The sequence below is a fragment of the Neisseria subflava genome, from assembly GCF_003044935.1.
Lineage (GTDB): Bacteria > Pseudomonadota > Gammaproteobacteria > Burkholderiales > Neisseriaceae > Neisseria > Neisseria subflava_E.
On sequence record NZ_POXP01000003.1, the window covers coordinates 220,314 to 241,228 of the forward strand.

General features: G+C 48.3%; 19 protein-coding genes. 4 read left to right on the forward strand and 15 right to left on the reverse strand.

Going from position 1 to position 20,915, the window contains the following annotated elements:
• Window positions 1-69: 69 nt before the first annotated feature.
• From DBY95_RS09025 to DBY95_RS09045, 5 genes are all read right to left on the reverse strand, one after another.
• Window positions 70-546, reverse strand: coding sequence for a pilin (locus DBY95_RS09025; RefSeq protein WP_070695439.1), 477 nt, complete (start codon window positions 544-546; stop codon window positions 70-72).
• A 791-nt stretch (window positions 547-1,337) separates the two neighbouring features.
• Window positions 1,338-3,896 (reverse strand): [protein-PII] uridylyltransferase, encoded by a 2,559-nt coding sequence (glnD, locus tag DBY95_RS09030; RefSeq protein WP_107724094.1) that lies wholly within the window; start codon window positions 3,894-3,896, stop codon window positions 1,338-1,340.
• Between the two features lie 19 nt (window positions 3,897-3,915).
• A complete protein-coding gene (locus tag DBY95_RS09035) occupies window positions 3,916-4,212 on the reverse strand; it encodes a helix-turn-helix domain-containing protein (RefSeq protein ID WP_003680870.1) in 297 nt (98 codons plus the stop codon).
• Window positions 4,213-4,634: 422 nt separating this feature from the next.
• On the reverse strand, window positions 4,635-5,075 hold the full coding sequence (locus tag DBY95_RS09040) for a TIGR01244 family sulfur transferase (protein ID WP_107724095.1): 441 nt from the start codon (window positions 5,073-5,075) through the stop codon (window positions 4,635-4,637).
• A 78-nt stretch (window positions 5,076-5,153) separates the two neighbouring features.
• On the reverse strand, window positions 5,154-6,905 hold the full coding sequence (locus tag DBY95_RS09045) for a M61 family metallopeptidase (RefSeq protein WP_107724096.1): 1,752 nt from the start codon (window positions 6,903-6,905) through the stop codon (window positions 5,154-5,156).
• 332 nt (window positions 6,906-7,237) lie between these two features.
• On the opposite strand from DBY95_RS09045, the gene ccoN reads away from it, so the two are divergent.
• From ccoN to ccoP, 4 genes are read left to right on the forward strand one after another with little or no spacing between them, the layout of a single operon-like run.
• Complete coding sequence (ccoN, locus tag DBY95_RS09050) at window positions 7,238-8,671, forward strand: cytochrome-c oxidase, cbb3-type subunit I (RefSeq protein ID WP_003748780.1); 1,434 nt, start codon at window positions 7,238-7,240, stop codon at window positions 8,669-8,671.
• A 24-nt stretch (window positions 8,672-8,695) separates the two neighbouring features.
• On the forward strand, window positions 8,696-9,307 hold the full coding sequence (ccoO, locus tag DBY95_RS09055) for a cytochrome-c oxidase, cbb3-type subunit II (protein ID WP_003748778.1): 612 nt from the start codon (window positions 8,696-8,698) through the stop codon (window positions 9,305-9,307).
• Window positions 9,308-9,311: 4 nt separating this feature from the next.
• Window positions 9,312-9,509: a cbb3-type cytochrome oxidase subunit 3 gene (locus DBY95_RS09060; protein WP_003748776.1), complete on the forward strand. Its 198-nt coding sequence runs from the start codon at window positions 9,312-9,314 to the stop codon at window positions 9,507-9,509.
• Window positions 9,509-10,855 carry a cytochrome-c oxidase, cbb3-type subunit III gene (gene ccoP / locus DBY95_RS09065; protein WP_107724097.1) on the forward strand — a complete coding sequence of 449 codons (1,347 nt, stop codon included), beginning with the start codon at window positions 9,509-9,511 and terminating at the stop codon, window positions 10,853-10,855. The genes DBY95_RS09060 and ccoP overlap by 1 nt, the downstream gene beginning before the upstream one ends.
• Before the next feature lie 150 nt (window positions 10,856-11,005).
• Here the strand turns inward: ccoP and ubiT are convergent, their stop codons facing one another.
• The 10 genes from ubiT to DBY95_RS09115 form a co-directional block, all read right to left on the reverse strand.
• Window positions 11,006-11,452, reverse strand: coding sequence for a ubiquinone anaerobic biosynthesis accessory factor UbiT (gene ubiT / locus DBY95_RS09070; protein ID WP_049323906.1), 447 nt, complete (start codon window positions 11,450-11,452; stop codon window positions 11,006-11,008).
• Window positions 11,439-12,356: a U32 family peptidase gene (locus DBY95_RS09075; RefSeq protein ID WP_107724098.1), complete on the reverse strand. Its 918-nt coding sequence runs from the start codon at window positions 12,354-12,356 to the stop codon at window positions 11,439-11,441. Before DBY95_RS09075 ends, ubiT begins: the two co-directional genes overlap by 14 nt.
• A gap of 10 nt (window positions 12,357-12,366) precedes the next feature.
• Window positions 12,367-13,374 carry a ubiquinone anaerobic biosynthesis protein UbiU gene (ubiU, locus tag DBY95_RS09080; RefSeq protein WP_003748766.1) on the reverse strand — a complete coding sequence of 336 codons (1,008 nt, stop codon included), beginning with the start codon at window positions 13,372-13,374 and terminating at the stop codon, window positions 12,367-12,369.
• A gap of 333 nt (window positions 13,375-13,707) precedes the next feature.
• Window positions 13,708-14,328 (reverse strand): DUF2238 domain-containing protein, encoded by a 621-nt coding sequence (locus DBY95_RS09085; RefSeq protein ID WP_107724170.1) that lies wholly within the window; start codon window positions 14,326-14,328, stop codon window positions 13,708-13,710.
• Window positions 14,329-14,434: 106 nt separating this feature from the next.
• Entirely contained in the window at window positions 14,435-15,424 is a 990-nt protein-coding gene (locus DBY95_RS09090; protein ID WP_107724099.1) for a phosphatidate cytidylyltransferase, read from the reverse strand.
• Window positions 15,421-16,128: a lysophospholipid acyltransferase family protein gene (locus tag DBY95_RS09095; protein WP_107724100.1), complete on the reverse strand. Its 708-nt coding sequence runs from the start codon at window positions 16,126-16,128 to the stop codon at window positions 15,421-15,423. The genes DBY95_RS09090 and DBY95_RS09095 overlap by 4 nt, the downstream gene beginning before the upstream one ends.
• Before the next feature lie 63 nt (window positions 16,129-16,191).
• Window positions 16,192-16,566: a hypothetical protein gene (locus DBY95_RS09100; protein WP_107724101.1), complete on the reverse strand. Its 375-nt coding sequence runs from the start codon at window positions 16,564-16,566 to the stop codon at window positions 16,192-16,194.
• Between the two features lie 2 nt (window positions 16,567-16,568).
• Entirely contained in the window at window positions 16,569-17,855 is a 1,287-nt protein-coding gene (locus DBY95_RS09105) for a phosphatase PAP2/dual specificity phosphatase family protein (RefSeq protein ID WP_107724102.1), read from the reverse strand.
• A gap of 40 nt (window positions 17,856-17,895) precedes the next feature.
• Entirely contained in the window at window positions 17,896-19,023 is a 1,128-nt protein-coding gene (locus DBY95_RS09110; protein ID WP_107724103.1) for a PIN domain-containing protein, read from the reverse strand.
• 129 nt (window positions 19,024-19,152) lie between these two features.
• Window positions 19,153-20,895 carry a bifunctional alpha/beta hydrolase/class I SAM-dependent methyltransferase gene (locus DBY95_RS09115; RefSeq protein ID WP_107724104.1) on the reverse strand — a complete coding sequence of 581 codons (1,743 nt, stop codon included), beginning with the start codon at window positions 20,893-20,895 and terminating at the stop codon, window positions 19,153-19,155.
• Between the last annotated feature and the right edge of the window lie 20 nt (window positions 20,896-20,915).

The window sequence follows — 20,915 nt, forward strand, 5'->3', positions numbered from 1 at the left end:
TTATTTTTATAAAGCAAATCCCATAATTGCCTTATGGGATTTGCTTTTATTTAGACTGCAATACCAATATTAGCGGCAGTTAGCAGGAACGTGTTTAGGTTCGCCACCAGTAAATTTACAACTCCAACTCAAAGGAGCTTCTGAATCTGAGGTACCTGCTGTGGCACCATTTTGACTTGGGGTCAATGTGAATACTGGATTTTCTGTTGCACCAGTGGCTTGGGTGGTAACTGTAATTACCCCACCATTTGCAATGTCAATACTCTTAACATATTTAGTTGGTACAAATTTGTAGCCTGTATTACCCATTTTGGCTTTATCAGTTGTACCAGTAGTATAGGCTGTAACACTACTTAAGCCATCAAGAGCAGCAGCTGTTTCGGCTACAGCTAATTTAGCAGGTTCAGCTAATCCCAAGCCTTCAGATACTTTGGCGCGGATAGTGTAGTCTTGGTACGCAGGCAGAGCGATTACGGCCAAGATGCCCAAGATGGCGATAACGATCATCAATTCGATCAGGGTGAAACCTTTTTGGATTGCTTTCATTGATTAAAACTCCAGTTTGAAAGTGTGAATAATTATGTTTAAGTAAAAAGTCCGTAATGTGCTTGGCACTATGTATTATGAGTAAACCATAAAGTAAGAAGGAATATACAGCTTCCGTCGGGCTTGCTGCTTTGAGGCTTGGGCCTTATCGGACGTGTTGTTTCAAGCAGGCAGTGTGCCAAGTGTACAAAACTGGTTAAAAAATTTATTTTTTATTTTTTATTTATTGTTTTTATTGGGTTTATTTTTTAATTTTTAAATTTTGTGAGGTTTGTTTGAAAGTTTCAGGATTTTTGGGAAATTAGGGGGTTGACGTTTTTTGTCAGTTTTGTGTTTTTTGTGACAGGGAAGGGAGACAAGTTTGGGTGTGTGACGTTTTTTGTCAGAATTTAGTTTAATTTAATAATATGTTAATTGGTTTGGATGGGCGGTATTTTTATGGATTAATCGGTGAGTTTAATATTTTGTGATTTTATTTTTTTGTTTTTTATGGGTTTTATTTTGTATGCGTATTTTGTTTGAATATGGATGAGGAAAAGATTTGGAAGGAAGGATTTTTTACGAGGGTTTGGTGTAATAGGTGAATGAAAATTTATTATCAGAATTATATTCATTTGGGTTATGATTTTAGAATGTAGTTTTATGTCAGAAGGAAGTTTTGGTTTCGAATTTTAAGGCTTTGGATTTCTTGAGTGTTTTAGAAGGATATATTCAGGATGTTTATATTTTTGGGTGCGATTAGGGTGAGCAAAAAATGCTCACCCTATGTTTTTAAGATGTTCAGACGGCCTTTATGGGGTCAAGACTTCGATCAATGCTTGTTTTAGGGTGTTTTGGGTTTGCGGGTCTTGTAGGGATGGGCTGTAGGTAATGAAGCTGTCCTCAATGCGCTGATCCAAGGTGGTGATTTTGGCGTAGCGCAGGCTGATGTTGTGTGCGAAGAAGGTCTCGGCGATGTCGGCGAGGAGGTGGGGGCGGTTGACTGCGGTGATGTCTATGGTGTGCCAGCCGGGATAATCTTCTTCGGGGGTGATGATTACGGTAGGCAGAATGGGGATGTGGCGGATGCGGCGGCTGATGTGTGGGCGGCCGCTTTGTTTTTGGACGGTGGTATTGCCGTGGATGAAGCTGTTGAGCTCGGCTTCGAGTGCGCTTTGGCGGTCGGGATATTCTTCAGGAGGGAGATTGTCGGGAAGTTGCAGGATAAAGGTGTCGAGGATGTAGTCGTGCTCGGTAATGAAGGCGCGGGCGGCTTGGATGTCGAAACGGTGGCTGCTGAAGATACGGCAGAGGCGTGCGAAGAGGCGGTCGCCATTGGGCATGAACACCATGACTTGAAGGCTGTTGCTTTGGGGGAGGATGCGGCTGCGGACGGCCGGACTTTGGGTGTCGTAGGCGAGGTTTGCGGTGTGCCAGAGGATTTCCCGCGTCTGATGGCGGACGTAGTATGCGCTGCCGAGGATGCGGCGGAGTTTTTGTTGGTTTTTGAGGGGAACGGCCGCGCGTGTGAGCTGGTCGGTCGAGGCTTGTTCGCGTCGGTTGGGGAGGCGTTCGGGATCGTGGTGTTTGCTGTTTAAAACGGCGGCGGTGCTGTGGTAGAGGGTTTGGAGCAGGCTGGCGCGCCATGTGTTCCAAAGTTTAGGGTTGGTGCCGCGGATGTCTGCAATGGTAAGCAGGTAGAGTGCGTCGAGGTATTCGCGTGTGGGAATACGGCGGCAAAAGGCTTGGAGGACATGGGGATCTTGGATATCTTCTTTTTGGGCAACGGTGGACATGAGCAGGTGGTTTTCAACCAGCCATGCGAGGAGGTGGCTTTCTTCTTCGGTGTAGTAGTGGTTGGCGGCGAATTGTTGTGCGTCTTTGACGCCTTCTTTGGCGTGATCGCCGCCACGGCCTTTGGCGATGTCGTGCAACAGGGCGGCGGTGTAGAGGACATATGGTCGCGGATAGGCCTGCATGATGGCGCTGGCCTCGGGCATTTCGTGGCTGTGGGTTTCGATGGCGAGACGGCGCATATTGCGGACGACGGTCAGGATGTGGTCGTCTACGGGGTAAATATGGAAGAGGTCGTGTTGGAGCAGGCCGGTGATTTTTTCCCATGCGGGGAGATAGCGGCCCAGTACGCCGTAGAGGTTGAGAAAACGGAGGGTTTGGGTAAGGCCGGTGCCGTGTTTGAAGAATTGGATGAAGCGGCGGCGGTTTTCTGGGTTTTGGGTGAAACGGGCGTTGATTTTTCGTGTGGCCGCCCACCATGCGCGCAGGGTTTGCGGCTCGATGGTGGTGATGTTTTGCTCCTGCATGGTTTGGATGATGGTAAAGATGTGTTCGGGGTTTTGCTCGAACAGGGCAAGGTCGTTGGCGGCGATTTGGTGGCCGATGCGTTTGTAGTGGCTGTCGATGGGGTGAATGTGCTGGAGGCGGCCGGGGGTTTGATGGTTTTTGAGAATCGGAATGAGGATGCCGTTGAGTTGTTTGATGGCTTTGGTGGCGCGGTAGAAGGTGTGCATCAGTGCTTCGCTTCGGCCGCGGATGTCGGGTTGGGTATAGCCTAAGCTTTCGGCGACTTGGGACTGATAGTCGAAAAGCAGCCTGTCTTCGGGACGGTCGGCGGTAAGGTGGAGGTGAATGCGGATGTTGGCGAGGCGGCGGTAGCCGTGGGCCAGCATGCCGGCTTCGGTGCGGGTGAGGAAGCCGGCGGTAACGAGGGCGGTGGGGTTGCTGTCTATGCCTTGTGCTTTGGCTGTCCAAATCAGGGTGTGGATGTCGCGCAGGCCGCCGGGGCAGGTTTTGATGTTGGGTTCGAGTTGTGCGCCTGTGCCTTGGGATTTGGTGTGGCGTTGCTCCATTTCGAGGAGTTTGGCTTCGATGAAGGCGGCTGTGTTGCGGCGTGTGTTGAGTTTGTTTAGAAGTTGGGCGGTAAGGTTGGGATTGCCTTGGAGATGGCGTGCTTCAAGAAAGGCGGTTTCGCCGGTAATGTCGTTTTGGGTGCTTTGGAGGATTTCTTCTATGCTTCCGCTTTTGATGGCGGGATTGAGGCGTGCGTCCCAAAGGGTTTGGATAAATTGGGCGGTTTGTTGTTGCAGGCCGTCTGAAAATGGTGCGGTGGAAATAATCGCTAAGTCCCAGTCGGAATGAGGATAGAGTTCGCAACGCCCGAAGCCGCCGATGGCAATCAGACTGATGTCGTCGCTGTCGGGAAAGTGGATTTGCCAGAGGGTTTGCAGCAGGGTTTCGGCAGAGGCGATATGGTCGCGGAAGTAAACGGTAGGACGGTTGTTTTGGCGGTAGGCGGCTTCTGCTGCGGCTTTTTGTTGCCGGTAGGTTTGGATGGCTTGTTGGGCGGCGGTCATGATGGTGTCTGGCTGTGAATTAGGCTTGGGTGTCGGCAGGCTCGGTCATTTGGCGGAGCATTTCTTGCGGCGGAAGGAGAAGTTTGTAAGGGGCGATTTTGAGTGCGGATGCGATTTTTTCGATGTTGGAAAGGGCGATGTTCCAGCGTTTGCGCTCGACGGCGGAGACGTAGGTGCGGTCGAGTCCGCATTGGCGTGCGAGTTCTTCTTGCGACCAGCCGTGGTTGACGCGGTAGAGGCGCATGTTGTAGGCGATAACGGCGCGGAGGTCTTGGGGATCGGGCAGGCTGGGAGGGGGAGTGAGTTTGTTGACCATGGTGTTTTGGGTTTGTGGTTTGAACGATAAGGAGATTTTATACTATTTTTGCTAGGGGAAAGAAAAGGCCGTCTGAAAGTTTCAGACGGCCTTCAAGAGGGTAGGTATAAAAAAAGGGGGTGGCACTCAGCCACACCCAAACACACACACATCAAGAGGAAAGAAAAATCATTTAATAAGAGAGCTGGCTCTTATCGAGGAAACTGGAGGATTCGGGCATGGCCCTGAATCATTGGAAGGCATTATAAATGAAAATAGGATTGGGGTATTGACACAGGTCAATTCTGTTTTAATTTAGAAAATATATCTTCAAGATAGTGGAAATAAATTATAAATAAGCTAAGGCAATCAGGCCGTCTGAATAATCGGTTTCAGACGGCCTGATTGCCTTAAGGGCTACTAGTTACTATATAAATTAGGTATTAAGCCAAACCTTTATCTTTGGCTTCTTGCAGGCGGGCTTCAAAGTTGCTGAGGTTAACGCCTGCCTGTTCGGCTGCGGCAACCACTTCGGCTACGGATGCGCCGTGTTGCACTTGATGATAACCCCAAAGCAGGGAGCAACGTGTGCCGGTACGGCAGAAGGCAAGGATAGGAGTCGGAGATTGTTGTAACAGATTTTGGAAGGCTGCAACATCGGCTGCGTTGATTTGAGGTGCGACAACGGGCTGGTGTGAGAATTGGTTGATACCGGCCTCTTTAAACCAGTTTTGCACTTCGGTAAAAGCCGGTTGGTTTTCTTCTTCGCCGTCCGGGCGGTTGCAGATGACGGTTTGGATGCCGAGACGTACGGCTTCTTGGACATCGGCTTCGGTCAGTTGGGGGGCGATATAGAGGGAGTCGGTCAGCTTGCGGATGGGCATAGTTTTTCCTTTCTTTATATTGAATGGGTATGTTGATTTCAGACGGCCTGTGAAGTAGCAGGCCGTTTGAAGTTTTATTTAATGATTGTACAACCAGTTTTCGAGTTTTTGGCGATCGGTAATGTGCAGCAGGGCGGTATTGGCTTCTGCTGCTTGGACTGTGATACTGGTCTCGCGCAACAAGCCTTGGCGGAAGAAATGGATGGTGGTGCGCGTGCCGATAGGCAGTTTGCTCCACTGCGTTGCAAGGTCGTTGCAGGCGTAGCCGCCCAAGGCGATGATTTTGTCTTGCGGGCAGAGTCCGGCATTTTCTGCGCTGCCGCCATTAAATACATGAGTCAGGACGGCATGGTCGCTGTTTTGTTTGAAACGTGCGCCCAAATCGTTGGCTGGGGCAACCGATTGGGGTTCGCTTGCAAATGCTCCGCCGTGTTGGCGGGGCAGGGGGATAAAGTCGAGTTTGACACCTACGCTTTGCAGGCATTCTGCGAGCGGAAGGTCTTCGGTGCTGTATAAGGCCGTCTGAAAGAAGGTTTCTAAATCTAAACCGGTTATTTCTTGGCAACGGGTTTGCCAGTGTTTTTCGGGTATGCCTTGATGGGTATTACACCAGTCGCGATAGTGTTGCTGCATCACGCTGTCGAGGGTGTATTTGCCTTGGCTTTTTTCACGGATGATGAGGTCGAGGCAAAGTGCGGCCAGTGCGCCTTTTTGATAGTAGCTGACAATGGCGTTGGGGCTGTTTTCGTTTTGTTTGTAGAACTTGTCCCATGCGCTGAAACTGGATTGGGCAAGTGTTTGTTTCAGACGGCCTTGTGTCTGCTGGACGCGTGTGATGCTTTGGGCGAGCAGGGTAAGGTAGGCTTCGGGGCTGATGGTTTGGCTTCGGGCTAGAAAGAGGTCGTCGTAGTAGGAGGTAATGCCTTCAAATGCCCAAAGTTGCTCGGTGTAGTTTTCTTGGTCGAGGTTGTAAGGTGCGAATACGGCCGGTTTGATGGATTTGACGTTCCATGCGTGGAAGTATTCGTGGGAGAAAAGGCCGAGCAATTCGGTATAGGCTTTGTCGGCCTCGCCCATATTATAGGGTGGCAGACTGTGGCGGTCAGCGAGTAGGGCGGTGCTGCTGATGTGTTCCAGTCCGCCGTAGAGGTTGTCGCCTAGATGCAGTAGGAAAAGGTATTCGGAAAACGGGGCAGGGGAGGGGAACATCGCCAACTCGGTTTCGCAGATTTTTTGAATATCGGCGAGGAAACGAGCGCGGTCAAAATCGGGATAGATGCCGCTTAATGCAATACGGTGGGGAATGCCTTGTGCTTCAAATTCGAGAAATTCGATGATGCCTGTTTCAACCGGGTGGTCGATAAGCTCGGCGTATGAGGCCGTCTGAAAAGTGGTTGCCGAGGTTTGGGGCAGGGTGGTGGCTATCTGCCATGTGTGCGGCAGGGTGGAAAATTCGATTTGATGTGGCCGGTGTTCTTGTCCGTGGACTTTTAAGAATAGACACGCGCCGTCGAAAAAGCCGCGCTCGGTGCTGAGGAACGAGCCGCGAACGGATAAGTCGAATGCGTAAACAGTGTAGTAAATTTCCCACGCTCCACTGAGGGCAGGGGTTTGCCAATGGTTTTTGCTGGTTTGTGTCAGTGGCTGGGCTTTGCCGTTGCAGCGCGCGCTGATGTGTGTGATGTGGCGGGCAAAGTCACGGATGAGGTAGCTGCCGGGAACCCAGTTGGGTAAGCTGATTTCTGTTTCTGAATCATTGGTTTGAGTGAATGATAAGGTGATGTGCCATTCATGAGACAGAAAGTTGGGAGTAATTTTGTAATTAATCATAGCTATTGGTTAATTTGCTAAAGTTTATTAAGAGGAAGGGGTTTTAAAGGGTAGGCTTAATCTATATCAATAAAACTGTACGAAAAAGGGGGCTTGAAAAAATGCTGTGCACGATTTATTGGATATGTTTAAATAATTTCTTGATTATAAAAGAAATGAGATTATGTCTCACTAAAGGTTTTATGCAATATGGAATGTAATTTTGCTTGGCATGTTGTGGTGTCTATGTTAAATTTAGAAAAATTTGAGCCTTGGCCGTATTGCGCTTTTCGTAAATGCAGGGGTTAGGGTGAGATAAAAATTTTTTATACCCATAATTTATGGAGACTTCCATGGACACACAAACTTATAACTACAAAGTGGTGCGCCAGTTCGCCATCATGACTGTAGTTTGGGGTATTGTGGGCATGTTGGTCGGCGTTATCGTCGCTGCCCAGCTTTTTGCTCCTGCCCTCGATTTATCCAATATCGGACCTTGGTTCCACTTCGGCCGCCTGCGTCCTCTGCACACCAATGCGGTTATTTTTGCATTCGGCGGTTGCGGTTTGATCGGTACATCATACTACGTTGTTCAACGTACATGTAATACCCGTCTGTTTGGCGGTTGGCTGCCTGCATTTACCTTCTGGGGTTGGCAGGCTGTTATCGTGGCTGCGGCCATCAGCTTGCCTATGGGTTACACCCAAGGTAAAGAATACGCCGAATTGGAATGGCCTATCGACATTTTGATTACGCTGGTGTGGGTTGCCTACGCTATCGTATTCTTCGGTACGATTGCCAAACGTAAAATCAAACATATTTACGTTGCCAACTGGTTCTACGGCGGCTTTATTTTGGCCGTTGCGCTGTTGCACATCGTCAATAATATCAGCATCCCTGCTGGTTTGATGAAATCTTATCCGGTTTACGCAGGTGCGATTGATGCGATGGTTCAATGGTGGTATGGCCACAATGCGGTGGGCTTTTTCCTGACAGCCGGCTTCTTGGGTATGATGTACTATTTCGTGCCTAAACAAGCGGGCCGTCCGATTTACTCTTACCGCTTGTCCGTTGTTCACTTCTGGGCTTTGATTTTCACTTATATGTGGGCAGGTTCTCACCACTTGCACTACACCGCATTGCCTGACTGGACTCAATCTTTGGGTATGGTATTGTCTTTGATTCTGTTTGCGCCTTCTTGGGGCGGTATGATCAACGGTATCATGACTCTGTCCGGCGCATGGGACAAACTGCGTACCGACCCGATTTTGAAATTCTTGATCGTTTCTCTGTCTTTCTACGGTATGTCTACCTTCGAAGGCCCGATGATGTCTATCAAAACCGTTAACGCTCTGAGCCACTACACCGACTGGACTGTTGCACACGTTCACGCCGGCGCATTGGGCTGGGTGGGCTTTGTAACCATCGGTTCCGTTTACTATATGATTCCCCGCTTGTTCGGCAAAAATGAAATGTACAGCACCAAATTGGTTGAGGCGCATTTCTGGATCGCGACCATCGGCGTGGTTCTGTATATCGCTGCAATGTGGATTGCCGGCGTAATGCAAGGTCTTATGTGGGGTTCTTTGAATGACGACGGCACGCTGACTTATTCCTTCGTTGAATCCGTAAAACGTACCATGCCTTACTACATGATTCGTTTCACCGGCGGTCTTCTGTACCTGAGCGGTATGTGCATCATGGCATATAACGTTTACCGTACTGCTATCAGTGGTAAAGCAGTTGATGCTGAGATTCCTGCGGTTTCTCAAACTCAACACCACTAATGACAAGAAAGATAGGCTACCAAAATGAAATTACAACAATTAGCTGAAGAAAAAGTCGGTGTACTGATTGTATTCACCCTGCTTGTAGTCAGCGTCGGCCTTCTAATTGAGGCTGTTCCGCTGTTCTTCACCAAGGCAGTTACCGAACCTGCACCCGGCGTGAAACCATATAACGCCCTGCAAGTGGCCGGTCGCGATATTTATGTGCGCGAAGGCTGCTACAACTGCCACTCTCAAATGATTCGTCCATTCCGTGCAGAAACTGAACGTTACGGTCATTACTCTGTTGCCGGTGAGTCTGTTTATGACCATCCGTTCCAATGGGGTTCTAAACGTACCGGTCCGGATTTGGCTCGTGTCGGCGGCCGTTATTCCGATGAATGGCACCGCATCCACCTGCTGAACCCGCGCGACGTTGTGCCGGAGTCCAATATGCCTGCATTCCCATGGCTCGCACGCAATAAAGTCGATGCCGAGGCAACTGTGGCGCATATGAAAGCCCTGCGTAAAGTGGGTACACCTTACAGCGATGAAGAAATTGCCAAAGCACCTGAAATGCTGGCTAACAAATCAGAGCTGGACGCTGTTATCGCCTATCTGCAAGGCTTGGGCTTGGCATTGAAAAACGTAAGGTAACATCATGGACGCTAACTGGGCTCGCTCGCTCTTTACTGTTTGGGTATTTATCAGCTTTATTTTAGTTCTCTATATTGTGTTCAATAGACGCAATAAGAAAAACTATGACGATGCTGCCAGCAGTATTTTCGATAATGACGAACAAAGGCCGTCTGAAAAGGACGATCAAGCTCAGTCAGTCCGTGATCACGGAGCAAAATAATGAACACAACATCCCAATTTACCAGTAGTTTCTGGAGTATATATATTGCCGTTATCGTCGTGCTCAGCTTCATCGGCCTGGCTTGGCTTCTGCTTTCGCAAAACGTTGTGAAACGCCCTAAAAAAGGCGAAGAAGTAAAAACCACAGGTCATGAGTGGGACGGCATTTCGGAGTACAACAACCCTCTGCCACGTTGGTGGTTTTGGCTTTATGTCTGCACATGGCTGTTTGGCGTCGGCTACCTGATTATGTATCCAGGTATCGGCGATTACAAAGGCCTGTGGGGCTGGAGCAGCCATGGTCAATATGAAGAAGAAGTTGCCAAAGCCAATCAGCAATACGGTAAAGTGTATGCTAAATTTTCCAATATGCCGATTGAGAAAGTGGCTAAAGACCCTGAAGCCCGTGCTATTGCACAAAACCTTTTCAATACCTACTGTATCCAATGTCACGGCTCAGATGCCAAAGGCTCCAAAGGCTTCCCGAATTTGACCGACGACGATTGGTTGTGGGGTGGCGAACCTGAAAAAATTCAGGAAACCATTGAAAAAGGCCGTACTGCCTCTATGCCGGCATGGGGTCCTGCTTTGGGTGAAGAAGGCGTGAAAAACGTAACACAGTATGTTATGTCTCTTTCTAAACCTAAAGGCCAATATGACGAAGAACGTGCAGAACGCGGTAAAGTCCTGTTTAGCGGCCCACCTGCCAACTGTTTCACTTGTCACGGCGACAAAGGTCAAGGTATCCAAGGCCTCGGCCCGAATCTGACCGACGGTGTATGGTTGTGGGGCGGTACTCAAAAAGCGATTGCCGAAACCATTACCAACGGCCGCAGCAGCCAAATGCCTGCTTGGGGTCACTTCCTCGACAAAGACAAGCTGCACATCATGACCGCTTATGTTTGGGGTTTGTCCAACAAAGACGGTAAAAAAGCTCCTGCTAAAAAAGACGAGCCTGCTCCGGTAGCTCAACCTGCCGATGCTTCTGCTCCGGCGGCTGCTTCTGCTCCTGCTGCCGATAAAGCTGCTTCAGATGCTAAAGCTGCTCCAGCTGCTGAAGCCAAACCTGCTGAAAAAGCAGAAGCGGCTCCGGTTAAGGTAGACGGCAAAGCTGTTTTTGAAGCCAACTGTAAAACATGTCATGGCGGTATGATTCCGGGCGCACCTGTTGTCGGTAAAAAAGACGACTGGGCTCCTCGAATTAAGCAAGGTAAAGATACTTTGCACAAACACGCGCTTGAAGGTTTTAATTCAATGCCTGCCAAAGGCGGCAACAGCAGCTTGAGTGACGATGAGGTTAAAGCGGCTGTAGACTTTATGGCAAATGAGTCCGGTGCAAAATTCTAATTTTGAGTCGGATTGAAAAAAGCGTACCTAACAAGGTACGCTTTTTTATATTTGATAAAACCAATAAGAGAAGACATATCAAAGAGGTGAAATATATAAGGCCGTCTGAAACATTCAGACGGCCTTTGTTCTTGGTTCAACCAAAATTAATCAATCCAAAGTGGACGTACTGCGTTTCAGGAACCATTCGCTGAAAGGCCACTCGACGCTGTCGAGTAAGTTTTTGGTAATTAGCCCCAGTTCCGTATCGCCTTCGATTTGCAATTTACGGTTGAAAAATAAGGTGTCGGGATCTTCCTCGCGCATCATCATGCGCATGAAGTCTATACCGTTGGCGGCCAGCCTCAGATCGGGGGCGCCGCTGAAGTTGTCGTCCAGGAATTTTTCCGTATCGGCACTAAACCGCACTTTGATACCGGCATCCAAAACTTCGATTTCGAATTTTCTTCCGGCAAAAAGTTCCATATCGGCAGGCAGTAAACCTTTTTTCAGCATGGTATTCAATACGGAGACCAAAACAAAGCGTGGAGGTTTGCCGGGAAGTTTGGTACCGATTTTTGCCATCCATTTGGGTAATATGATTTCAGGCAGCGCCATAATATACCTCCTTCACGGTTTCAATACCGGGCTGACCGCGCCAATAGCCGTCAACCAGTGTTCCGGTAGTCAGTCGTTCCAACTCGGGGCGGACATCTTCCCATGTGGCTTTTCCGTCCAATACATCGCGGTGAATTTGGATAATTTCAGCCATGCTGTGCATTTGTGGCGACAGTCTGAGCATATTCACGCCGATTTTATTTAAGTCTTCATGGTGGGGCAGTAGGTTTTGGCAGCCGTAAGACATGGTTTGGATGCCGTTGATGGTAAGAAACGGCTGGCCTTCGCGCGTATTCATGGCCATACCGTGCTCGTGGTCGAGGCAGCGGAACTCGCAACTGTCTTTATTCAGATTGTAATGGCGGGCGGTAAAGCAACGTGATGAATAGGCGAGCGGCATTTTACCCCAAGCGAAGAGTTCGGTTTCAATGCCGTCTGAAGCCTTGATGATTTCGGCAACCTTATCGCGGCTCAGCTCGGACGGTGCAATCCAGCGGAATGCCCCTAATTTTCGGAATACGTCCAAAGTAGTTTCGTTGTAGATATTCAGGCTTGCACCGGCAACAAAAGGAATGCCGTGTTCGCGTGCCAATTTGACCGCCCCCATGTCGTTGGCTTCAACTTTAAACTTTCCCTGCTCCGTGATTTTGCGCAAGCGTTTCAGATCGGATTCGCTTTCGAGCAGGACTTGTGAAGAAAGAATAATCTCCTTACCGCTTTCCGCCAAGTCTTCAGCCAGTCCGAACCAGTCGGCAAAGCGCATTTTCTGACGGCGTGAGCAGACTACCTCACCCAAATAGACCGTATCCAACGGCGTATCCAGCATGGAAACGTAAAATTCCAGCAGGGCTTCTTTTTGCCAGAAAAATAAAATAGGGCCCAGCGACAATTTCAATGAATTCATTTTCTTCCCCTTATTTCCATGGGCGGTTGTATGCGCCCAAAGTTGTCTGATGACCTTCCGAAACTTTGCTCAAGGCATTGTTCCAGGACGGATTGACTTTGAAATGCGACGGGTCGGCTGCAGCTGCATCCAGTGCTTGGCGCAGGGATTTGGTTACTTGCGCCGTATACATCGGACTGCGTTGGCGTCCCTCGATTTTGATGGCGGACACACCGATTTTGATGAGTTCGGGCAACATTTCCAAAACATTCAGGCTGGTCGGTTCTTCCAAAGCATAGTAAGTTTCATCATTGACTTCAAAGCGGCCTTTGCACAAGGTTGGATAACCTGCCGGTTCATTGGGTTTGTATTGGTCTATCAATACCTGGTTTAGACGTACGTTCATGCGGTCGGGCAGTTGTTCCCAGCGGACGGATTTTGCCGGAGAGCAGACCCCTTGCATATTGGGCGATTCGCCTGTTGCATAGCTCGACAAGATGCAACGGCCTTCCACCATCACACACAAACTGCCGAAACCAAAGACTTCAATTTCCACATCAGTATTGTCAATCACATGTTTGACCTGATCGATGGTCAGTACGCGCGGCAAAACGGCACGACGGATGCCGAACAGCTCTTTCATCATATTGATGGCTTCGTAATTGGTGGCCGAACCTTGTACCGACATATGCAGGCGTAAATTCGGATGTTTGTCTGCCGCATACGCCATGATGGCGGGGTCGGCAACAATAATCGCATCGGCACCCAAATCCGCCGCCGTATCCACAGCAGCGTGCCAACGCTCCACTTGGCCAGCTTGTGCGAATGTATTGATGGCCATCAGTACATTGCGCCCGCGCGCATGGGCGTAAGCTACGCCTTCCCGCGCAGATTTCATATCGAAATTCAGTCCCGGAAAGTTTCGTGCATTGGTCGCATCTTTCAAACCCATGTAAACCGTGTCCGCACCGTTGTCCACAGCGGTTTTCAGTGCAGGCAGGTTGCCGGCGGGGCAGACCAATTCTGGAATTTTCTGCATTTTGTGTTCCTCATCTTGATGATAACCTCTATCGGGTTAATCAATATTTTGTAGAATTCCGGATATTTTATGGATTAATAACACAAGATATGCTGATTTAAATCAAATCGAAAAATTCAGGTTGACGTAGGCATATTGTTTACAAAATCTTAACAGACGTTGTTTTTTATATATTTCATGTGCTTAAAAATTTTGATGACGAATTTTGTTTCAAAATCGGCTTATGTTTTTAACTATCGCATTTATTAATTTTTACAATAATAACGATAGAAAAATGAAAAAGGCCGTCTGAAAATCTGGTTTCAGACGGCCTTTTATTTTAAAGAAATATATTTAAGAGGAACCTAAGCGTTTATCGGGTCGGGTAAACACAAAAATGAACAGGGAAGTTAACGCGCCCAAAGTATCGGCAAGCATGTCTTTTTGCGCGTCCCAAATATCGCCTTGAGAACCCAAAAATTCCAGTCCGGCCTCTCCGCCGTCGATGACGGCATATTGCCATTCAATGATTTCATAGGCGGCAGCCACGCTCATAATGAAGAACAGGGAGAAAAATAAGGCCAACGGCAGGTTGCACAGCTTGCGGCGCAGCAGCCATTCGGCCATCGGGTAGGCATAAAAGCCGATGATGTAGTGGGCAATACGGTCGTAATGATTGCGGTTTTCGCCCAAAATCGGTTCGACAAAGCGGTTGATGGATTCAAATGGTACATCGGCAAAAGTGTAGTATGCACCGATGGAATGCATGATGAGCCAGAAACTCATGAATAAGTAGGCCAAGTTGCTGAAGCGGAAAATGCGGTAGGTGGCAACCAGAAGGAAGAATACGGATGCTACGGGGATGATTTCGGCGTACCAGACCGCGCGGTCATGGGGATTGATGCCTGACCAAACAATGAGGGCACAGATAATCGTAGCAAGAAAAATGGGAAAGATTGGAGAGGGTCTATTCATGTTGTGTATGTAATAACAATGGTTGCGTATTGTATAACGAATTGGCAGGATTGGCAGTTTCATACATTCAAGGCCGTCTGAAAACAGCTTTTAGACGGCCTGAAGTTTAGCCGTTCCAGAAATAACGGGTGATGTGGAAAAACACGGGTGCGGCAAAACAAATTGAATCTACGCGGTCAAGCATACCGCCGTGGCCGCGTATCATATTGCCCCAGTCTTTGACACCATAATCGCGTTTGATGGCAGACATAACCAGGCCGCCAAAGAAACCCATTAGGCAGACGATAAAGCCGATAACGGCTGCTTGGCCGTGGGAGAACGGCGTAATCGGCGCCATCAGCGCGGCAATGGCAGTGGCCGATAAAATACCGCCGACAGTGCCAGAAATGGTTTTGGACGGCGAAAGCGAAGGCATGATTTTTGCACCGCCAATCAGTTTGCCCCAAACGTATTGCAATACATCCGATACTTGCACCACGCCAATCAGGAAGATCAGCAACAGGATATTGTTGCTATTATCGAAGCCGTCCAAGTCCAGAAACATCAGCGCCGGAACATGGGACAGACAGAAGATGCAAATCATCGCCATCCATTGCGTTTTGGCGGCGCGTTCCAAAAAATGCGCGGTTTGGCCGCTGAGGCTGGCAATAATCGGCAGTATCAAAAAGCCGTAAACCGGAATAAAAATGCTGAACATGCCGTACCAGCTGTCATAGACGAAATAGTATTGCACCGGCAGCAGCAGGTAAAAGCAAACCACCATGCTGTAATAGTCGCTGCGGCGGCGATAGACTAGGGTCATAAATTCGCGCAGTGCGGCAAATGAAATCAGGAAAAACAGTACAACCGTCCCGATTTTGCCGAACCAAAACGCGCCCAGCAACACCAGCGTCATCAGCCACCATGCGTAAATGCGGGCATTGAGGTTGGCGATGGTGGCATTATCTGCGCCGTTTTTGCGCTTGAGCCATTGTCCGATGATGCTGGCAAAACACAATACGGCAAATACGCCGACAAAAATATAGCTGGCTTGCGGAGTCAGATGAGCGGTGGCTTGTTCGACAATGATTTGTTGGGAAGTCGTAGAAAGGCTCATGCTTGTCCTCCTTTGTTTTGTTGAACTTCAGGTTCATTTTGGCGAAGCTCGCTGCGGTCGTTTTCAGACGGCCTGAGTGCCAGCAGTGCTTCACGGCTGCGTGTCAAAAAGCTGTCTTTGTCTTCGTTTTCCTGCAAAGTAAGCGGCTGTCCGATATGGACTTCACACAAAAGCGGGATAGGCAGGATTTTGCCTTTGGGCAGTACGCGGCTGATGTTGTCTATCCAAATCGGCACAAATTCGGTATTGGGTTTGCTTTTTGCCAGATGATAAATGCCGGACTTGAATGGCAGCAGGATGGTGTTGTCGTCAGTGTTGCGCGTGCCTTCAGGGAAAATAATCAAGGAGTCGCCTGCGTTCAGCGCGTCTTTCATCTGTTCGGTAATCGCTTGCGGATTATTGCTATGGCGCGGAATCAGCAAGGCATTGAAAACATTTTGAATGATGAAGCGTTTGAGTTTGCTCGTCAGCCAGTAATCCGAACCGGCGACAGGGCGCGTGGACAAGCGCCAGCGGCGGGGCAGGGAAATCCACACCAGCACAAAATCGCCATGGCTGCCGTGATTGGCGTAATAGACCTTTTGGTGCTGATTGAATGTCAGCTCGCGTGGGCTTTTGGGGCGCACGCCCGTAAGAAAAGAGACCGACAGACATAAGGCTTGATCGGTCAGCCAGGCAAGTTGTTTTTTGAGGAAGTTTTTCATTGTTTCTGCCTTTTGAAATGAGATACCGCTCTAGATTTGGTTTGGGTACATCAGCAAAAATAATCAAATGCTTTGGATAAGCAAAATTAAAAATTGTGCGGCGGTCAGGTATAAGCTTTTGCGCCATAGAGAAAGTGCGCCGTTTATCCGTTGGGTCAAAGTACGGCTGCCTGAAATTTGACGCAAACCGTTTTGCTGTAAGGATTGGTCAAAGTCTTCAGGAGAGTAGCAGTTGTCGGCAAAGTCTTGGAACACGCGGCGATCGAAGTGAACGCGGATATGGCAGTACAACAAAACCGCTGCTAAGAAAAGTTGCACCTCAAACCATGCGTCGCCATATTTTGCCGACAAGGCGAGCAGCAAGGCATTGCAGGCGGCAACATAATGTGCGGTAGAGAGCAGGTGGGCAGTAATACGGCTATCGGTTGCGTTGTCCATCATTATCCTTGTTTTAAACGGTTGGCAGCAGCTTCGACTGCTTGGGCGGTGGCCGGCGATAATACTATTTGCGGCCGAGCCTGTTTGAGTTCGGCCTTCGCTTGCGCCAAGTTTTTGCCGCCACCATAGACCAGCAGCCACGTCAGCACCACTGCGGCACTTCTTCCATAACCCAAAGCGCAACATACCAGCACTTTGCCGTGTTTTTGGCGTAAGGTTTCCAATATCAAGGCCGTCTGAACCAAATCGTTTTCAGACGGCGTTACCATATCCAGTAAAGGCAGGGCGCGATATTCTCCCTGATAGCTACGGCAGGGATATTCGGCGCATACATCCAATACGGCAGGCAGATGGTTTGAAATTCCCAAAATGCTGCCAATCAATACATCATGGCGGACTTGTGCCGTTTTCGCCTTACCTCGTAACCAATACGCCATGTTTAGCCGTACACCCACCAGATAAGGCAACAGCAAAACCGTCGCTGCCGCCGATAATTTACCGTTAGCCTGTTTTTGGAATACGTTTGTATTTCCAGTCAAATAGGCAAAGGCCACTATCAGCAAAGACACGCTCATCCATATCAACCACAGCCACGCGCCACCCAGCAACGCGGGTAACGCCGTCAAACACGCACCAAGCAAATACAACAACGCAATCTTTCTTGAGCGTACATCACTTGAGCCCAGTTTTAACGGCGAAGTCATCTGACGCGGGAAAGCCCACAACACCAGCCAGCCGAGCAATGCACCGGTCGGCACGTCAATAAAATGATGTTGATAAGTCGTCAGTACTGACAAGGCAATCAGGCTTTGCCATAAGAAAAGCGGCAGGCGGATTTTGGGAAAGCGTGTCCAATAAAATGCACCTACGATAATCGCCAGCGCAATATGCAAAGATGGTGCTTGGTTGTACGGCAAATCAAATGCAGCCAATGAATCAAACAGCCAGCCTGACAGCCCATCGGCAGGCGGTTTAGGCCACCCGAAACGCAGCGGAAACAGCACAAAGCAAAGAGTTGCAATCAGTTGGGCAGCTACAAGGTGCGCTATATATCGGTTTTGTTCATGTGTATCACGACAAAGAAAAAATGCCGCGGCATACATCAGGTTTAGCGACCAATAAGGCACAATCGTCCATGCCCAAAACGGAATATTGCGCTCCCATGCAAAAGCGATTTCAGGCACATAGTCCAGCGATGCCGCATAATGGTTGGAGAGGCCGTAGCTGGTGTAGAACAGGATACCGACTGAAATCAGCTTGAGCAGGGAGGTTTTGAGGGTGGGTTTCATGGGGGATTAGTTAATAATTAAATATTTTGATTCCGTGAGCCTATTTAAGATAAGTGATATTCGTACCATCAATGCTAAGAACTTTTCTATTCAGTAGATGCTGTAATAGTTTTTCAGTTTCATGATTGTTGGATTTTGCATGTGCTTTTATAGTGTTTCGTAATGTACTGACTTTACCTGGGCGTTTTGATGGTTCAACTGACAGTGCGGCAATTACTTTTTTCCACATGGTTTCATCAGGCAAATGGAGTATTTTCTTTTGAGATATGGGATTGGGATTAGTATGGGGAAATGGAGCATATTCAATTTTTCCATTGTTTTGGCGAATATGGTTTTGTTCGCGCAAATGGCGTGCAAAGGCTTGAATATCAGCTTGACTAATAGTAAGTGAGAGAGCATCTGCACGTTTCTGTACGGCATCTTGAAAATCAGTATAAGTTTTGGGTTTGATATTCAAAATATAACGTTGGATTTTCTGTAATAGATCATTGTCACTGATGTGGTAAATCACTATACCTTGCTCATCAACACTAATTAAGTTTTGTGTTTTAAGTTTATTAATAATATGAGCAGTCGTTGTTTCGCATTCTTCGTCTGTTTTACCTTGAAATTGTTCGCGTAAAATATATTTACACAGATTTTGTTGCAAATTATGTAAGCGAGATGGAAGAAAAGCGTTGGGCTGACGCAAAGCAGTTAAGGCTGCTTGAAAATAAGGTGCTAATGACTGGGGTGGTTTGAGAGAATTTTCAGGTTGAGGGTGGGGTTCTAGTAGTTTTGTTGGAGGTGTAGTATTAATTTTTGTGTGCTGCACTTCATCTATATTTGCTAGGCGTACAACACCTTTTGCCTCCTGCTTTTCTAAGATATGTTCTACTAAGATATCGTAACCACCATCACGAGAAAGTATACCAATTTGAGCATCTGTATCTGTAGCTATAATTTTTCCAAGATAATAAGAAAGATAAAAATCTAATGCGTTTTTGCCTGATTTCTGTAAGTGAATAAGATGGACACGTTCGCCAAATGGAAGCAATGATGCCACTAAACTAATGGGTAATGATTTATGTTGTGTGCCTAAAAATAACCAAATATGAGTATCTTCAGTTGGTAATTTGTCCAGATTTTGCGGTTGGATATTTTCAAAGTCGATTAGTAAGTGTTTCATAGTATTATTTAATTGGGCTGACGTTTATACCCAAAATCCCTTTTAATATTATTTTTGTTGAGTTATTAATGCTCAACTTATATACCAGGCTGTCTGAAAGTTAAAAAATTGTTCAGACGGCCTTTATTTTTATTTCTTCACTGCCAAGCTCACGGTGAAAATACCGTCTTCGTCTATCCATTGATGGATTTTTTCAAAACCGGCCTTTTCAACCAACTGATCCATTTCCTGCTGACTGCGGCGGCGCATTACCCAGTTTGGGCTGCCTGCTTTGTGGCTGGTCAGGGCGCGGGCAATCATTTCCAGTTGCGGATGCCACGGCTGGCCGGTGTAAATCAGGTAGCCGCCGGTTTCAATGGCCTCGCCGAAGCCGTAGAGCGAGTTCAAAATCAAATCATTGTCGGCAAACAATTCATGTAGGCCGGAAACAATGCCCAGCGTTGGACGCGGTTGCAAATCGTGATAATTGGCGCGGTCGTAGGCATTGACTTCATTGAAGGTTACCGTCTCTTGCAAGCCGCGCTCGGCAATCAGTTTGCGACCGGCTTCGACATTAATCGGGCTGTAATCGCGCAAGCGTACGGAATCAGGCAATGTGTCGGCAGTCAGGGCATCCAATACATAGCGGCCATGACCGGACGCAATATCCAAAACGTGTACAGGTTTCCCTGCTTCACGCAGTTTGGCTGAGGCCGTCTGAATGGCTTTGCCGATATTGATTTTGCGTTGGCGGATACCGCGCCAGCCGATGGCATTGAGATAGTATTTGTCCACCCATACACCGAAAGCGTTACTGCCTTGCGGTTGATTGCGGTAGACGTAATCCAGCGTGCTGCCCGAATCAAAACCTGTTTCTTGACCGATTCTCAAGCCTTCACTCCAGCGCGCCCCCAGTTTGAGCGAGGCACGATATATTGCCCAAAATGCGCCGCGTGGCGAATAAATAGGCAAAGGCGTAGCCAGTTCGTCAGCTTCGCGGCGGCTGTCGCTGTGCAAATGGGCTTGGGTTAAATCAACTGGTTGCAAAGGTTGGTTGAAACGCTCGCGGATAAAACGGCGCATTTCTACAAACGCAATTTCACGGTCTTGCTCGCCTAGAGTATCGTGGTAGAAACCGGGCAGGATATGGCGCTCTTTAATATGGCTGCCCAAACGGTTGTAGAAATCGTGTTGCGGTTTGTGATGAACAACCCAATCGCTGCCTGAAATCAACAGTTGTACAGGCGTAGTAATCGCTTGCGCATCGGCAACCACACGTTCAGCGGCTTCGTATAAACCCAGCAGGATGCGCACAGAAATAGCGCGGGCAATAAGCGGATCATTGTCGTAGCTTTTTTGACGTTCGACATTGTGGGTCAGATAGTGGGCTTTGACGTAGCTGTTGACAAAGAAATTGCCACGCCATTTTTGCATAATTTTCAAACCGGTACGGGCAAACGGAACATAGAGTTTAACTTTGAACGCAGGCGAAGCCAATGCGGCGCAACGTATTTTCGGTGCGTAATCGTGCAACCAAGTAGAAACCAATACCGCACCGACACTTTGCGCGATAACGCAGATGTTTTCAGGTTTGATGCCGTATTCGCTCTGAATGTGTCGGATAAAATCATCTACATCGGCAACCGAAGTGCCGATACTCGGACTATCGCCACGTTCACCAGGGCTGTAGCCATGACCGCGCGCGTCCCAAGCAAAATAGGCAAAATCATCAAAACCTAGCTCATCCGCTACAAACATCATCCGTCCGGAATGCTCATGTCCGCGATGGAACAGCACAATGGCTTTGTCGGAAGAACCATCGGCAGCAGGGCGATAGCGGTAGAAAAGCGAAGTACCGTCTTGGGTAGAAAAGTATTTTTGCTGTTCGGACATGAGAAACTCCTAATAGTCAT

Bases quoted from the DNA above. Each gene is read 5' to 3' on its own strand.
- DBY95_RS09110 (WP_107724103.1), bottom strand. From the start codon at position 19,023: ATGAAACACTTACTAATCGACTTTGAAAATATCCAACCGCAAAATCTG.
- DBY95_RS09115 (WP_107724104.1), bottom strand. From the start codon at position 20,895: ATGTCCGAACAGCAAAAATACTTTTCTACCCAAGACGGTACTTCGCTT.
- DBY95_RS09040 (WP_107724095.1), bottom strand. From the start codon at position 5,075: ATGCCCATCCGCAAGCTGACCGACTCCCTCTATATCGCCCCCCAACTG.
- DBY95_RS09105 (WP_107724102.1), bottom strand. From the start codon at position 17,855: ATGAAACCCACCCTCAAAACCTCCCTGCTCAAGCTGATTTCAGTCGGT.
- DBY95_RS09035 (WP_003680870.1), bottom strand. From the start codon at position 4,212: ATGGTCAACAAACTCACTCCCCCTCCCAGCCTGCCCGATCCCCAAGAC.
- DBY95_RS09075 (WP_107724098.1), bottom strand. From the start codon at position 12,356: ATGAATTCATTGAAATTGTCGCTGGGCCCTATTTTATTTTTCTGGCAA.
- ubiT (WP_049323906.1), bottom strand. From the start codon at position 11,452: ATGGCGCTGCCTGAAATCATATTACCCAAATGGATGGCAAAAATCGGT.
- DBY95_RS09060 (WP_003748776.1), top strand. From the start codon at position 9,312: ATGGACGCTAACTGGGCTCGCTCGCTCTTTACTGTTTGGGTATTTATC.
- DBY95_RS09085 (WP_107724170.1), bottom strand. From the start codon at position 14,328: ATGAATAGACCCTCTCCAATCTTTCCCATTTTTCTTGCTACGATTATC.
- DBY95_RS09045 (WP_107724096.1), bottom strand. From the start codon at position 6,905: ATGATTAATTACAAAATTACTCCCAACTTTCTGTCTCATGAATGGCAC.
- ccoO (WP_003748778.1), top strand. From the start codon at position 8,696: ATGAAATTACAACAATTAGCTGAAGAAAAAGTCGGTGTACTGATTGTA.
- DBY95_RS09090 (WP_107724099.1), bottom strand. From the start codon at position 15,424: ATGAGCCTTTCTACGACTTCCCAACAAATCATTGTCGAACAAGCCACC.
- DBY95_RS09025 (WP_070695439.1), bottom strand. From the start codon at position 546: ATGAAAGCAATCCAAAAAGGTTTCACCCTGATCGAATTGATGATCGTT.
- ubiU (WP_003748766.1), bottom strand. From the start codon at position 13,374: ATGCAGAAAATTCCAGAATTGGTCTGCCCCGCCGGCAACCTGCCTGCA.
- ccoP (WP_107724097.1), top strand. From the start codon at position 9,509: ATGAACACAACATCCCAATTTACCAGTAGTTTCTGGAGTATATATATT.
- ccoN (WP_003748780.1), top strand. From the start codon at position 7,238: ATGGACACACAAACTTATAACTACAAAGTGGTGCGCCAGTTCGCCATC.
- DBY95_RS09100 (WP_107724101.1), bottom strand. From the start codon at position 16,566: ATGGACAACGCAACCGATAGCCGTATTACTGCCCACCTGCTCTCTACC.
- glnD (WP_107724094.1), bottom strand. From the start codon at position 3,896: ATGACCGCCGCCCAACAAGCCATCCAAACCTACCGGCAACAAAAAGCC.
- DBY95_RS09095 (WP_107724100.1), bottom strand. From the start codon at position 16,128: ATGAAAAACTTCCTCAAAAAACAACTTGCCTGGCTGACCGATCAAGCC.